Source organism: Prevotella conceptionensis 9403948, from assembly GCF_000312305.1.
Taxonomy (GTDB): Bacteria; Bacteroidota; Bacteroidia; order Bacteroidales; family Bacteroidaceae; genus Prevotella; species Prevotella conceptionensis.
Genome location: NZ_HE999444.1, coordinates 431,873 through 446,544 on the forward strand (window position 1 = coordinate 431,873; position 14,672 = coordinate 446,544).

Below are 14,672 nucleotides of genomic sequence, written 5' to 3' on the forward strand. Positions count from 1 at the left end.
CATGCTTAAAACCCTACTCACATCGTTTCTTCTCTGCTTGTTGAGCGTGGTTGCCAGGGCCGAAGTGTCCGATACTGCTGCTGCACTACAACCGGCCAAACGTTCGTTGGTGAAACGAATGGCAGACGGGGTGAAACAATTTGTTAACAGTTTCAGCGATGTGGATACCACTTACATCGAGCCGCAACGGTACATTTATACCGTCATGTTGCAGAACACCTACACTTACGAACTGTACAAGCTGAGCACGGCCGAGGGCAACTCGGTGACCTTCGCACCCGAACCCACCGTTAAGTTCGGGCCGTATGTGGGGTGGCAGTGGCTGTTTTTAGGTTATACCGTAGACCTTCGCCGCCTAAATGGTAACAACAAGCAAGAGTTCGACCTGAGTTTCTATACCTCGCAGATTGGCATAGACCTATTTTGGCGCAACACGGGCAACAACTACAAGATAAAAAGCCTAACACTGGCCAAAGACATCAAGCCCGATGCGGTGTTGGGAAGTGCTTTTAGCGGTTTCGAGGCACGCATCCGAGGGTTTAACCTTTACTACATACTCAACCATCGGCGCTTTTCTTATCGTGCGGCATTCAGTCAGAGCACGGTGCAAAGGCGCAGTGCGGGCAGCATGCTCTTCGGGGTGGGCTGCACATGGCATAAGGTGAATGTGGACGTGGCGCAGCTAGACCAGCTTATTACCGACCGGTTGGGGGCGAATGCCACCATGACCGCACCAGGCGATACGGCAAACTTCGGCAAGGTGCAGTATACCGACCTTTCCGTTTCTGCGGGATATGGCTACAATTGGGTGTTCGCCCGCAACTGGTTGCTGGCAGGTTCGCTCTCGTTGGCTTTGGGTTACAAGCGCACCACGGGTAATGTCAGTGCTCGCCGTACGTCGTTGGGCGACTTCTTGTCGTATAACATGGCCCTTGATGGGGTGGGGCGCTTTGGTCTTGTGTGGAACAATACGCGCTGGTATGCCGGTGCCAGCACCATCTTGCACACCTATAACTATCGCAAAAACAGGTTTTCTACCAATAACATGTTTGGAAACCTCAACATATATGTAGGCTTTAATTTTATTAGACGATGAAAAAAACAATCCTCGTGTGTTTATTATTCCTGGCCGCATTGCCCCTTTTGGCCCAGGCGCAGTACACTTCGGCAGACAGTGCCAAGGTGGTTAAACTATTGTTAGAAGGCAAACGCCATAAGGACAAGCAAAATTTGGTGTTGTTTTTCGCCCGCAAGTTTTTGGGTGTTCCTTACGTAGCAAGCACCTTGGAGAACAATGCTGACGAGCGTTTAGTGATTAATTTGCGCCAGCTAGACTGCACCACGTTTGTAGAGAATGTGTTGACACTGACGCTTTGCACGCAAAACGGCAAGACTACTTTTGCCGATTTCTGCGACCAACTGCGCAAGATACGCTATCGAAACGGCAAGGTTGGCTATCCCACACGTCTGCATTATTTCTCCGAATGGATTTCGGACAACGCCCGAATGGGGTACGTTGAAGAGACGCAAGCGCCCAATCCGCCTTTTTCCGCAGTGCAAACGTTGCAAATAAATTTTATGAGTACGCACGTGGACAAGTACCCGATGTTGGTTCGCACGCCTGCTTTCGTCAAGCCCATTGCCCAAATGGAGAGCGAACTCTGCGGCAAAACATGTCGTTATATTCCCAAAGCGGGCATCCTGAACAATGCCGCATGCAAGCAAGCGGTAAAAGATGGCAACATTTTGGCATTGGTAACAAGTCGTGCAGGCCTAGACACTAGTCATGTTGGCTTTGCTGTTTGGAAGAAAGATGGTTTGCATTTGTTCCATGCGTCGTCGCTGCAAAAGAAGGTTGTAGAAGACAAATCGCTGCTGCGCAGCTATATGAAGAAACAAAAGTCGCAACTTGGTATTCGTGTGGTAAAAGTGAAATGAGTTTTTGAGTTCATGAGTTTTTATGTTCATGAGTTTTAAGCTTATGAGTTTTGAGTTATAAGTTGTTGGCTAAGTTGCTAACATTATTCACATCGGTTTAAACCATCACTTTTGAGAAATAAAGGCTACATTGCATTGTAGTAACAACACATATCACTCCCCTCTCCCCTTGGAGAGGGGCTGGGGGTGAGGCCGGTAGTAGTGGGGGATGCTGGTGTTGAGGCTGCTATTAGGATGCTAAGCGGGCAGTTGTTCGGTCTTTTTTGAAGTCTGTTCTTGAAAAAGTGGGCGATTTGTTTGGCTGTTCCGAAATAATAAGTTACCTTTGCACTCGCAAAAAAGGACAGGTGTCCTCGTCATGCAAACGACATGCATCCTTAGCTCAGTTGGTAGAGCAACTGACTCTTAATCAGTGGGTCTAGGGTTCGAATCCCTAAGGATGTACAAAGGTTTGCATGCGGTATGCATCCTTAGCTCAGTTGGTAGAGCAACTGACTCTTAATCAGTGGGTCTAGGGTTCGAATCCCTAAGGATGTACAAAGAGGTAGCAAGGCCAATGGCTTTGCTACTTTTTTGTTTGTATGCAAAACGAGGAGCGTGCCACATTACAGCTGATGCGCTCGCTAACCCAAAAGTTCTTGTTCTTGCAAATTAATAAACCCAAAAACTGGCAGAACATTCTGCAAATATTTGTAGTTCTCGTTGGATATGTGTACTTTTGCAAACATAATTTAAATTGATAAGAATAACATGTATAGGACAAGCACTTGTGGAGAACTACGCCTAGCCGATGCAGGTAAAACGGTAACGTTGGCAGGGTGGGTTCAGCGAGTTAGGAAGATGGGCGGAATGTCGTTCGTTGACCTTCGCGATAGATATGGCATTACCCAACTCGTGTTCAACGAGAACGAAGACAAGGAACTTTGCGACTGTGCCAATAGGTTGGGGCGCGAATTTTGCATACAAGTGACGGGCACGGTGAACGAACGCCAAAGCAAAAACGCCAACCTTGCCACAGGCGACATTGAGATTATTGCATCGCAACTCAATGTGCTAAGCGAAAGCGAAACGCCACCTTTCACCATTGAGGAGAACACCGACGGCGGCGACGACATCAGAATGAAGTATCGTTACCTTGACTTGCGCCGTCCCAATGTGCGCAAGAACTTGGAGTTGCGCCACAAAATGACCATCCTTATACGCAACTTCCTCGATAGCAAAGACTTTATCGAGGTGGAAACACCTATACTTATTGGCTCTACACCAGAGGGCGCACGCGATTTCGTTGTGCCTTCGCGCATGAATCCCAGACAATTCTACGCCCTTCCACAAAGTCCACAAACGCTAAAACAATTGCTTATGGTGAGCGGTTTCGACCGTTACTTCCAAATTGCCAAATGTTTTAGGGACGAAGACCTGCGTGCCGACCGTCAACCAGAGTTCACGCAGATTGACTGTGAGATGAGTTTCGTAGACCAAGACGATGTTATCAACCTCTTCGAAGACATGGCACGCCACTTGTTTAAGGAACTTAGAGGTGTAGAACTGCCTGCCAAGCTGCGCCAAATGCCGTGGCACGAGGCCATGAAACGATACGGAAGCGACAAGCCCGACTTGCGTTTCGGTATGGAGTTTGTTGAGTTGGCCGACGTTCTTAAAGGTACAGGCGAGTTTAGCGTATTTAACGAGGCCGAATATATCGGCGGAATATGCGTGCCCGGCTGCGCCGACTATTCGCGTAAGCAGCTTAACGAGTTGACAGATTTCGTAAAACGTCCGCAGGTTGGCGCAAAGGGACTTGTGTTTGTGAAGTACGAAACCGACGGTTCGGTAAAGAGCAGCATCGACAAGTTCTACTCGCCAGAGGTGTTTGCCCAACTAAAACAAGCTATGGGAGCAAAAGATGGCGACTTGGTGCTTATCATGAGTGGCGACAAGGCCAACAAAACACGTGTGCAATTGTGCAACCTTCGCTTGGAAATGGGCGACCGCTTGGGCCTTCGCGATAAAGATAAGTTTGAGTGCCTATGGATTGTAGACTTCCCGCTGTTTGAATGGAGCGACGAAGAACAGCGACTCATGGCCACGCACCATCCATTTACCATGCCCAATCCCGACGACATTCCTTTGTTGGATGAGCATCCCGAACGTGTTCGTGCCTTGGCCTACGACTTTGTTTGCAATGGCATCGAAGTGGGCGGTGGTAGTCTTCGTATTCACGATGGGGCATTGCAAGAAAAGATGTTTGGCATCTTAGGTTTTACGCCCGAACGCGCTATGGCTCAGTTCGGTTTCCTCATCAATGCCTTTAAATATGGTGCGCCGCCCCACGCTGGTTTGGCTTTCGGACTGGATCGCTTTGTTTCAATCTTCGCAGGACTGAACTCCATTCGCGACTGTATAGCCTTCCCAAAAAACAACAGTGGGCGCGACGTGATGCTGGATGCACCATCGGTTATTGACGACAAACAGTTGGAAGAACTTCATCTTCGGGTTGATTTAGGTCAATAAATCGTATCGCATTGCTATCAAAGGCTTTACTTTTCTTGTATAAAGTTGCCGCATGTTAAATAAATGTACTAATTTTGCCGACGATAAATTTGTGTTTGTTGTTCCATTCAGTGTACAAAACACTTAAATTTTATAACTATGGCAGAAAAGAAAGCAACAAAAAGCGCTGAAGAGACCAAAACCTCGACAGCGAAAAAGCCTGCAGCAAAGAAAACTGCAACAAAGAAAGTTACACAACCCGATTGGGTGATAGACGCAGAAAGCGTTGGTTTTAGGGCCGGCGACGTTTATCAAGCCCTATCGGCAGCAGGTAAACCTCTTAGTGTAGCAGAGATTGCCAAGGCTTCTGATAAGAGCGAAGAAGAAGTTTTGCTCGGTATCGGATGGCTCTTTAAAGAAGGAAAGATTAAAGGTGAAGACAAACTCGTCACTTTAGCTTAACGAGATAAGGGCCACCAAATAGCATGGTGGCCCTTATTTTGTGTTTTTGTATGTCTGCCATTAAATACGAACAAGAGATTTTTAGGGTGTTAACCGAGGCGGGAGAAGAAGGTCTCGCCGTGCAAAAAATAGCCCTGCATGTGTACAACGCTTGTAACTCGCTTTTCAATCCCGTGAGTTACGAAGATGTGCATGCGTTTGTTTCGCGATTTCTCATTACTAAATCGCGCATGCCGCATTCGCTTATCGAGCGCACCGCCTATCGGGGTGTGTACCATTTAAACTTCAATTTGAAAGAAACGCAACAACTGGTGCTGCAATTTAAGCAGGAAACGGATGCGGATGTTGAAGAGCCAAAGGCTCCGCCTGTGGACATGTCGCTTTCGTTGTTTTAGGCAGTGAACCTTATTTTCCTAGCGGCGTTTGTAGGCAAATGTCTTTGCGTAGAACTCATGCAATGACAGTAGTTGAAGAGGAAATGAAAAGAGAATGTGCCTGTGTTTGTTTTTTTTCTTTACAAAGCCATGTAGCCGTCTTGACTTTTAATATTCCTATTGATTGATAGGAGTTTGTCACTTCTGTGATGCCAACGCAAGATGAGCGACCACTCATATACGAAATGCAAGGCAACTCAACTCACTGGCTTGCAAACTCACAAACTCACGAACTCATAAATTCACAAGCTTACAAACTTGCAAACTTGCAAACTCACAAACTCACGAACTCACAAACTTATCGCCTCGTTAATCCAAAGAGTTAAATTATTACCTTTTACTTTACAATATTATTCTAATTTTCACTCTGTTCTAGCGAGGAAATAGGTTAAAAAGCATGCAAATAGCCACTATTTCTAGTCTTTCACTTCTTGTGCTTTGTCTGTTTTTAAGAAAAGAACCTGCATTTTGCACCATTTAGCCTTTCTATTTTGTTTGCCAACTCATTATTTATTACACCCAATTACCCACTTTTTGCCCCTAAAAACCCACTTTTTAATGGCTATTTTGCCCATTTTAGCCATGTTTTTCATGGCTCTAAAAGGTTTTGTTTATACCATTGCAGTGTATATTTATGCTTTTCGTCTTGCATTTAGCAGCAAAACGCACTGCATTTTGCACCATTTTACCTTGCGTTTAGCACCAAAACGCACTGCATTTAGCGGCATTTACCTTGCGTTTAGCATCAAAACGCATTGCATTTTGCAGCAAATTGCAGTGCATTTAGCTGCAAATAGCCCCAAATGTGGTGCAAATGGCGGTTTCTGTAAATAAATATTCACTTTGCCACATGCACGGGCTACCTCCTTTTTGCATCAAAACAAACCTTCGCGAGAATCGATTTTTTGAGACAAGGTGAGCGGTTGGTGGATGATTTGGGTACTCATAGTGTTAAAAATTATGCTGAAAAGAAGACTAATGGTGACCAGTTGACGAGTTAACAAGTAGACAAGTTGACGAGTAAACAAGTAGGCTGGTTGACGAGTAGGAAAGTGGACGAGTTAACAAGTAGACAAGTTGACGAGTAAACAAGTTGGCAAGTTAACGAGTAGACTGGTTGACGAGTACACAAGTTGGCGAGTTAGTAAGTAAACAAGTTGGTGAGTAGAGGGGTTAGTAAGTTGGCTATTTAGCAAGTAAACAAGTTGACGAGTAGGCTGGTTTCTGGTTTTCGGGTGTGTTTATTAGTTGGCAAGTATATCAGCTAGCGAGTTGATAAGTTGATAAGTCGACCGATAAACGAGTTTGCAAGTGCTTGTTTTGTTAACCATTCCCATCGTCTAACCCACGTTTCCGCTTTCTTGTTTCGCCAAAAATTGCTACCTTTGCATAAGGCAAGCAAGAGTGCGAGGTGCAAAAGCAAACACCTTGCTGTTTGTTCGCGTGCCAATATTCAAGTTTAGCTTTGTTAAAGTAAGCCGCAATGCCACTACGCATCCCCGATAAGTTACCCGCAATAGACATTCTTATGCGTGAGAATATCTTCGTGATGGACAGTTCGAGAGCCACCACGCAAGACATTCGGCCGCTTAGGATTGTTGTTCTCAACCTCATGCCGTTGAAAATAACAACCGAAACGGACCTTATACGCCTGCTTTCTAACACGCCCCTGCAATTGGAGGTGAGCTTTATGAAACTGCAAAGCCATACGCCGAAGAATACGCCCATTGAACACATGATGAGTTTTTACGAAGACTTCGCTACAATGCGCAATCAAAAGTTCGACGGAATGATTGTTACGGGCGCGCCGGTAGAACATCTTCCGTTTGAGGAAGTGAGCTATTGGGCAGAGGTTACGGAGATTTTTGAGTGGGCTAAAACCCATGTCACCAGTACGCTTTACATCTGCTGGGCAGCACAAGCAGGACTGTATTACCATTATGGCATAACCAAGCATCCGTTAAAAGAGAAGATGTTCGGCGTGTTTGAACAAACCCCACTGTTGCCTTTGCTGCCGATATTCCGCGGTTTCGACAACCGTTTCAACATGCCACATAGCAGGCACACCGAGGTTAGGCGCGAAGACATCGTGCAAAACGAGGACTTAACGCTTGTGGTAGAGTCGGAACATAGCGGCGTGGGCATGGTGATGGCGCGCGGCGGACGCGAGTTTTTCATCATGGGACACTTGGAGTACGCGCCCAACACGCTCGACACAGAGTTTAAACGCGACTGGGGAAAGCGCGCAGACGTGTCTGTTCCGCAGCATTATTACCCCAACGACGACCCAACGCAGCCGCCACTCGTTACCTGGCGAGCGCATGCCAACCTGCTGTTCAGCAATTGGATAAACTATTATGTATATCAGGAAACCCCATATAACATCAACGACATTAAATAATAACCACAGGCGAATGAGACATTTAGAGCTACTTGCACCAGCCAAGAACCTAGAATGCGGTATGGCGGCCGTAGACCACGGAGCTGATGCCGTATATATCGGCGCAAGCCGTTTTGGTGCAAGGGCTGCCGCTGGGAATAGCGTTGCAGACATCGCCGAGCTGTGCACTTACGCTCATCGCTTTGGGGTAAAGGTGTATGTTACGGTAAACACCATCGTGTACGAAAATGAGTTGGACGAGACACAACGCCTTATTTGGGAACTGTATCGCGCAGGAGCCGATGCCATATTGGTGCAAGACATGGGCTTACTTAAAATGCAGCTGCCCCCAATAGCTTTGCACGCCAGCACACAGACCGATAACCGTTCGGCCGAAAAGGTGAATTGGCTGCTGGAACATGGCTTTGAACGCGTGGTTTTGGCGCGAGAGCTTTCGATAGACGAGATAAAGAGCATACACGAGCAACTACCGCAAGCCGAGCTTGAAGTCTTTGTGCACGGCGCACTGTGTGTTAGCTATTCGGGCGTGTGCTATGTGTCGCAACATTGTTTTTCGCGCAGTGCCAATCGTGGTGCTTGCGCGCAGTTCTGCCGCATGAAGTTCGACTTGATAGATGCAACGGGCAAGGTTATCGAACGCCAACGCTACCTGCTTTCGATGAAAGACCTTAGCCAGATAGACCATTTGGAGGAATTGGCAGAGGCAGGAGCCACTTCGTTTAAGATTGAAGGGCGACTTAAAGACATGGCCTATGTTAAGAATGTGGTGTCGGCTTACAGTCAAAAGCTGAACCAATTGGTGCGAAAATATCCGCAACGCTACTGCCGTGCATCGCTTGGCAAGGTGGAATATGCTTTTGAACCCAGTCTTAAAAAGACCTTTAACCGCGGCTATACCGACTATTTTGCCCGCGGAAGGCAGCAGGGCATAGCCTCGTTTGATACGCCTAAGGCTATGGGCGAGCATGTTGGGCGTGTGAAGGAATTGCGTGGCAATTCGTTTAACGTGGCAACTACGGCTAGTTTTGCCAACGGCGACGGGCTTTGCTTTATCAATGCCGACCGCGAATTGGTGGGCTTTCGGGTAAATCGAGCCGAGGGAAACCGACTTTTTCCGCTGAAAATGCCCGAAGGATTGAAACCGGGAATGTCGCTCTATCGTAACAATGACGAGGCCTTCGGCAAGGTGTTGGCCCGTCAAACAGCCGTGCGAAAAGTGCCTTTGCACATGAAGTTGCGGTTGACAAGCGATGGGGTGGAGCTTGAAACGGCCATTATTCATGGTGGCGAATGCGTGCAACGGCGCGTAGACCATTTGCAATGCGAACACCAGCAGGCACAAAAGCCACAACGTGAAAACATCGTTAGGCAGCTAACTAAGCTTGGGAGTACGCCTTACACCTGTTCGGAGGTTGAATTGGAGCCTGCGGTTGAAGGGCTTTTCATTCCTTCTAGTCTGTTGGCCGACCTGCGTAGGCGAGCCACAGATGCACTAATGAATCCGCCATTGCATCTTACCGACCAGCCACGAACGTTGCCTACACCCCCCGAACGCAAGCAAACATTGGCATGGACACCCATGTATAAGCGGCATTCGTACCTTTATAATGCCTCTAACCACTTGTCGAAGGCCTTTTATGAAGCGGAAGGTTTGTCGGACATTGGCGATGCTTTCGAGGTGAAAAAGCCCCAACCCAAGGATGCTTTGCTGATGCAATGCCGCCATTGCATACGGTTTTCGTTGGGACATTGTGTGAAACATGGTGGTACAAAGCCCACATGGAAAGAGCCGTTATACCTGCAATTGGGCGACAATAGGCGGTTTAGGCTCGATTTTAATTGTGCTGAGTGTCAAATGGACTTATATGCAGAATGATATGAAAAAGGGTTTGTTGCTTAACATCGTGTCCTTGTTAGCGTTGCTGTTGCTGCTTTCGGGCTGTTACCATCAACCGCCAACGCATAACGAAGGAACAGCCGACTTAACCGAAGAACAACTCGATTCGCTTTCGTTCTCGGCATCGCACCATTATTCTAATAACTACAATTTTGTGGTGAAAGCCGACTCGCTGCCGCTCGTTAGGCAGCAGCCCGAAGAGCTTGTTACCGACGTTGTGCTCGACACGCTTTACGTTAAACGTAACGACCACGTGGCTGTGGCCGACATCCGCATCGTTCCTGCAAGCGGTGAAGACTCCGTTTGGGTACAGTTGGCGCGCGACCAATCTACCTTTGGCTGGATAAACGAGACACAACTTTTGCCCAATGTCGTTCCCGACGACCCCATTTCGCAGTTTATTTCCACCTTCTCGGATGTACATTTGCTCATCTTTCTCGTGGTGATATGCGTCATAGGCATGTTGTATTTGGCACTTAAAATTGTTCGTGCCAATGCTTTCTTGGTGCATGTGCGCGACATCGACTCGTTTTATCCCACGCTTTTGGCCTTACTTGTAGCTGCATCGGCCACGTTTTATGCCAGCATTCAGCTGTTCGCGGCCGACACTTGGCGGCATTTTTACTATCATCCCACGCTCAATCCGTTCACTGTTCCGCTGCTGCTTTCTGTCTTTCTCGCCTCGGTTTGGGCGATTCTCATCATCGGTTTAGCCACCATAGACGATGTTCGGCATAAGCTACCGTTTAGCGATGCCATGCTTTATCTGTGTGGTTTGGCAGGTGTTTGTGCGGTAAACTACATCGTTTTCAGCATTAGCACGCTTTATTATGTGGGTTATCCCTTGCTCTTGGCCTATGGTTATTGGGCCATTAGGCGATATTTGGCCTACAACCGCAGTCGCTATGTCTGCGGAAACTGCGGTGCAACACTGCATTCCAAAGGGCGTTGCCCGCGTTGTGGGTCGTTTAATCAGTAACGGTTAAGGGTTGTACACCTATAAAGGAGCATCCCCCTTATTGGCCAATGGTCAGCAAGGGGGATGTTTCTTTTTTACCTTTTCTTCTGTTATTGTATTACGTTTGCTGCAAAGCCTTCACGCCCTCGATGCGTTTGAAGAGGTAAGTTTGTATCAATCCGCGACTGGCAAGATAGAGAATAAAGGCCAACCATAGGGCATGGTTGCCAAGAAAAGGCCTTAAAAGGTAGAATGTGGCAAAGAAAAGCAGGGCGGCTAAGGCCGACGAGGTGAGCATTCCGCGTGTGGCTGTGATGCCAATAAACACGCCGTCCCACACAAAAGCGGCCATACCAGCAAGCGGAAGGGCGATGGTCCACCCGAAATAGGGTAGGGCAGAGGTTATCACTTGTTGGTCGTTGGTGAGCAATCCCAGAAAACTACGTCCGCCTAACGTATATAATAAGGTGAACGCAAGCACCATTGCCCCGCCCCAAACGAACAAACGGCGGATGGTATCGTTGAAAGACAGTTTGTTCTTTGCACCATAATACTTGCCGCCTACGGCCTCGCCAGCATACGCAAAGCCGTCCATGAAGTAAGAAAAGATGGTGTGAAGTTGAAGCAACAGCGTGTTTACGGCCAGTATCATTGTGCCTTGTGCCGAGCCTGCCGACGTAAAGAAGAAGTTAACTGCCACAAGGAAGAGGGTGCGAAGAAAGATGTCGCGGTTAACTTTGAAAAAGGACGTCATGGCAGAATGGGTAATTACGCCCCTCATGTTAAAGTGAATGCGCAACTTGGGACGGTATTGTGTGAGGAAAAACACTGCGGCCACGAGCATTCCCGACCACTGAGCAACCAACGTTCCGATGGCAACACCTTCGATATTCAAGCCTGCAAAGAGCACCAAAGCTAGGCTAACGCAGATGTTTACCACATTTTGCATGATGGAAATAAACATGGGTATGCGCGTGTTTTGCATGCCAATGAACCATCCCATGAAACCATATAGCCCCAACACAGCAGGTGCGCCCCATATACAGACATTGAAATAGCGTTGCGCCATTTGGCTGATTTCGGGTGTGGGACGCATCAAGAACAATGCGCCTTGTGCGATGGGGTATTGTAAAAGGATGATGGCGAGGGCGATAAGCAGGCTGATAAGCTGAGAACGAAGTAACAGTTTGGTTACCTCTTCAAGGTTTCGCGCTCCGTATGCTTGCGAGGTCATGCCGCTTGTTCCCATTCGTAAAAATCCGAATAGCCAATAGATAACGTTAAAAATCATGCTGCCCACGGCGATTGCACCGATGTAAGCGGCGTTGCCAAGATGTCCCATGATGGCCACATCCACCATTCCTAGCAGTGGAACGGTGATGTTCGATACGATGGAAGGGATGGCTATGTTGAGTATTTCTTTGTCTCTCGGTTTCATTTACATTCTTCTTTTTTGGCTTGCCTTGTCCCGTTGTCTGCTTCCACACAGGGTAGTTGAAGCCGGTTTAGGTAGCTAGCCCATAATCGGTTGCGAAGTTAGCGATAATCGTATGAGTGGGCAAGTTTTGTTGGAAGAAAGTGTTTCTGTTGATGGTTGTTACTGTTGTGCGATTGTTTTCTTCTTCCTTTCGATTCTCCATAATAACGCATGAAATGTTAAAACTTTACATTCACCCGTTATTTTCTTTAATAAACATTTGGTTTATATTATAAACTTATTTATCTTTGCAGTGGATATGGTTCCTAAAAGGTTCGTTCCAATATTTTTTTTCGCCGTATGGTTTATAATATAAACTTATTTATTCGTTAATATGTAGCTAGTCGGCCGAAGCTTGTTAAGCGAAGATGGCGTTCAATAGAAGTGTAACTTTAAAAATCATGAGTAATGGAAGAGAAGAAGATTACGGAGCAAGAGAGTTTAGAACTCATTGCTCGGATGATAGAGTCGACGAAAGAAAACCTCGAAGTAGGTCGCGGAAACCGATTTCTCTATTTTGGTTATTTCGCATTCGTTCTTAGTATAGTGGTGTTCGCCTGTGTTAAGTTAACCCATAGCAACCAGTTCTCAGGACTATGGTGGCTAATGTTTTTGTGTTGGGCCATTGTGTCGTGGAAGTCTAAGAAGCCAAAGGTGGTTACCTATACAGACCGTGCACTCAATAGCGTTTGGATGGTTGTGGGGCTGATGTTCTGCCTTTCCACTGTGTATTTGTTGGTTTCTGCCTTCATTACCCGTAATTCCGACATGACGCTTATGATGCCGTTCTCACTCTTGTTTGTGAGTGTTGGCACCTCGATGACGGGCGTAATCGTTCGTAATCATACCATAACCTATCTGCCATTGGTTTCTGCAATCGTTGCGTTCTACATGCTAAACAGCCTGTATTTTGCCCACCCTTACGTGTGGTGGCATTTGCTTTTTGCTTTCGCTTCGGTGTTCAATATGATTATACCAGGCCATTTGTTAAACAATAAAACGAGTAAATGATGTTCAGAGAGTTAGACCCGTTGTTGCATTCGCAACTTCGACTGGCCGTAGTCTCTTTGCTCGTGGGGCTTGATGAGGCCGACTTCGTTTACTTAAAAGAGAAAACAGAAGCCACGGCGGGTAATCTGAGCGTGCAAATAGACAAGTTGAGTCAGGCAGGATATATTGAAGTGGAGAAGGGCTTTGAAGGCAAACGCCCACGAACCGTTTGCCGAATAACCGCCCAGGGGCGCGCGGCCTTTGCCGAATATGTAGACGCATTGAAAGACTATATACGTAAGTAACAGTTTCGCAAGATAAAAAGGTGCAAGTTGCCGGTCTAGAAAAAGCCAGCAACTTGCACCTTTTTTGTAGGCGATAATTGTCTTTCTCGCCATGGATTGACATCACTTTGGTGTCAATTGCTGTGAATAGGTTTGGTTATGAGCTTTGGGAGTGATGACTTTGAGCCAGTTTGAGAGAAATACAACACATAAACTCACAACCTCGTCAACTTGTCAACTTGTCAGCTTGTAGACTAACAACCTTGTGAACTAGTCAACTTGTAAACTCGTCAACTCGTGAACTAGTCAACTTGTTAACTCGTTATCTTCTGAACTTGTAATCCCGTTAACTAGTCAACTTCTAGCCTCATAAACCTTTATCACCTAAAATTCTAATCTAAATCCCTTTTGCTTTAATTCGTCGTAGCTTTCCTTATTAAAGCGGTAAAGGCGTGCTTCGCGTTTTGGGGTAGGCCTTACAGTCTCGTCTAGTGGCGTGAGAATGTTGAAGTGGAGCATCTTTTTCGAGAAGTTACCACGGTCGAAATGCACATCGAGAATAGACTCGTAGAGGTTTTGTAGCTGTCGCATGGTGAACTTTTCGGGCAACAATTCAAAGCCGATAGGTTGAAAATGGATGCGTTCGCGCAGATGTTTCAGCGCATCGCGAAGAATAACATCGTGGTCGAAAGCCAGCTGTGGCACCTCGTCTATGGCAAACCATTGCGCCTTACTGGCATCATCGCCTGCCTTCACCTCTTGTATTCTAACTAGTGCAAGGAAAGCAACGGTGATAACCCTTTCGCGTGGGTCGCGGTTAGGGTCGCTGTAAGTGTGAAACTGTTGCACAGCGGTTCCTTTCAGTGCTGTTTCTTCTTCTAGTTCGCGCAACGCACCATCTTCGCACGATTCGTCCATTTGTACGAACCCACCAGGGAATGCCCATCTGCCTTTATATGGGTCTTGACCTCGCTCTATAAGCAGAACTTTCAGCTTTCCGCCATCGAAACCGAAGATAATACAATCGGCTGTAACCGACGGATGTGGGTATTTGTACGCATACTTTTTCTCTTCCATAAGCACTTCTTGTGTATTAGTTACACCGCAAAGTTAGTCATTTGTTTTCGTATAGCCAAACAAATGAGGTGTAATTTACACGAGATAACGTGCTGCATATCTGTAAACAGCTAATTAACAGCCGCTTTGTTTCGTTCAGAATGGATGTTGTTTTGCCCTAACTCAGCCCTAACTTTTGCGCCAGTTTGGGTTAAGGATTTGCTTAGAATAGTTCCAATTGTCTACTCTTTTCAATGCGCACTGGCGGTGCCTCGGGCTTATTTT

The 14,672-nt window shown here is 46.8% G+C and carries 14 protein-coding genes and 2 tRNA genes; 13 read left to right on the forward strand and 3 right to left on the reverse strand.

Going from position 1 to position 14,672, the window contains the following annotated elements:
* Position 1 precedes the first annotated feature (1 nt).
* The 11 genes from BN93_RS03975 to BN93_RS04025 all read left to right on the forward strand — a co-directional run bounded on the left by BN93_RS03975 (position 2) and on the right by BN93_RS04025 (position 10,601).
* The gene (locus tag BN93_RS03975; protein ID WP_044259721.1) at positions 2 to 1,096 is read left to right on the forward strand and encodes a DUF4421 domain-containing protein; all 1,095 of its coding nucleotides are present in this window, start codon (positions 2 to 4) and stop codon (positions 1,094 to 1,096) included.
* Positions 1,093 to 1,938, forward strand: a complete 846-nt coding sequence (locus tag BN93_RS03980; protein ID WP_019187063.1) for an N-acetylmuramoyl-L-alanine amidase-like domain-containing protein — start codon at positions 1,093 to 1,095, stop codon at positions 1,936 to 1,938. The genes BN93_RS03975 and BN93_RS03980 overlap by 4 nt, the downstream gene beginning before the upstream one ends.
* A gap of 371 nt (positions 1,939 to 2,309) precedes the next feature.
* Positions 2,310 to 2,382, forward strand: a tRNA-Lys gene (locus BN93_RS03985).
* 20 nt (positions 2,383 to 2,402) lie between these two features.
* A tRNA-Lys gene (locus BN93_RS03990) sits at positions 2,403 to 2,475 on the forward strand.
* Between the two features lie 213 nt (positions 2,476 to 2,688).
* On the forward strand, positions 2,689 to 4,449 hold the full coding sequence (gene aspS / locus BN93_RS03995) for an aspartate--tRNA ligase (protein ID WP_019187065.1): 1,761 nt from the start codon (positions 2,689 to 2,691) through the stop codon (positions 4,447 to 4,449).
* A 138-nt stretch (positions 4,450 to 4,587) separates the two neighbouring features.
* Positions 4,588 to 4,890: a winged helix-turn-helix domain-containing protein gene (locus BN93_RS04000; protein WP_019187066.1), complete on the forward strand. Its 303-nt coding sequence runs from the start codon at positions 4,588 to 4,590 to the stop codon at positions 4,888 to 4,890.
* Positions 4,891 to 4,913: 23 nt separating this feature from the next.
* Positions 4,914 to 5,285: a hypothetical protein gene (locus BN93_RS04005; protein ID WP_044259723.1), complete on the forward strand. Its 372-nt coding sequence runs from the start codon at positions 4,914 to 4,916 to the stop codon at positions 5,283 to 5,285.
* A gap of 597 nt (positions 5,286 to 5,882) precedes the next feature.
* Entirely contained in the window at positions 5,883 to 6,158 is a 276-nt protein-coding gene (locus BN93_RS04010) for a hypothetical protein (RefSeq protein ID WP_019187068.1), read from the forward strand.
* 649 nt (positions 6,159 to 6,807) lie between these two features.
* A complete protein-coding gene (gene metA, locus BN93_RS04015; protein ID WP_019187069.1) occupies positions 6,808 to 7,725 on the forward strand; it encodes a homoserine O-acetyltransferase MetA in 918 nt (305 codons plus the stop codon).
* 13 nt (positions 7,726 to 7,738) lie between these two features.
* Positions 7,739 to 9,601 (forward strand): peptidase U32 family protein, encoded by a 1,863-nt coding sequence (locus tag BN93_RS04020; RefSeq protein WP_044259724.1) that lies wholly within the window; start codon positions 7,739 to 7,741, stop codon positions 9,599 to 9,601.
* Entirely contained in the window at positions 9,591 to 10,601 is a 1,011-nt protein-coding gene (locus tag BN93_RS04025) for a hypothetical protein (RefSeq protein ID WP_044259725.1), read from the forward strand. Before BN93_RS04020 ends, BN93_RS04025 begins: the two co-directional genes overlap by 11 nt.
* Positions 10,602 to 10,698: 97 nt before the next feature.
* On the opposite strand, the gene BN93_RS04030 is transcribed toward BN93_RS04025, so the two are convergent.
* Complete coding sequence (locus tag BN93_RS04030) at positions 10,699 to 12,018, reverse strand: MATE family efflux transporter (protein WP_019187072.1); 1,320 nt, start codon at positions 12,016 to 12,018, stop codon at positions 10,699 to 10,701.
* A gap of 67 nt (positions 12,019 to 12,085) precedes the next feature.
* Positions 12,086 to 12,220, reverse strand: a complete 135-nt coding sequence (locus tag BN93_RS18930) for a hypothetical protein (protein ID WP_019187073.1) — start codon at positions 12,218 to 12,220, stop codon at positions 12,086 to 12,088.
* A gap of 245 nt (positions 12,221 to 12,465) precedes the next feature.
* Between BN93_RS18930 and BN93_RS04035 the strand changes: the two genes are divergently transcribed.
* A complete protein-coding gene (locus tag BN93_RS04035) occupies positions 12,466 to 13,068 on the forward strand; it encodes a hypothetical protein (RefSeq protein ID WP_019187074.1) in 603 nt (200 codons plus the stop codon).
* On the forward strand, positions 13,068 to 13,352 hold the full coding sequence (locus BN93_RS04040; RefSeq protein ID WP_044259821.1) for a winged helix-turn-helix domain-containing protein: 285 nt from the start codon (positions 13,068 to 13,070) through the stop codon (positions 13,350 to 13,352). Before BN93_RS04035 ends, BN93_RS04040 begins: the two co-directional genes overlap by 1 nt.
* 363 nt (positions 13,353 to 13,715) lie before the next feature.
* Here BN93_RS04040 and BN93_RS04045 read toward each other — a convergent pair whose 3' ends face one another.
* Positions 13,716 to 14,408, reverse strand: a complete 693-nt coding sequence (locus tag BN93_RS04045; RefSeq protein WP_019187076.1) for an NUDIX hydrolase — start codon at positions 14,406 to 14,408, stop codon at positions 13,716 to 13,718.
* Positions 14,409 to 14,672 lie beyond the last annotated feature (264 nt).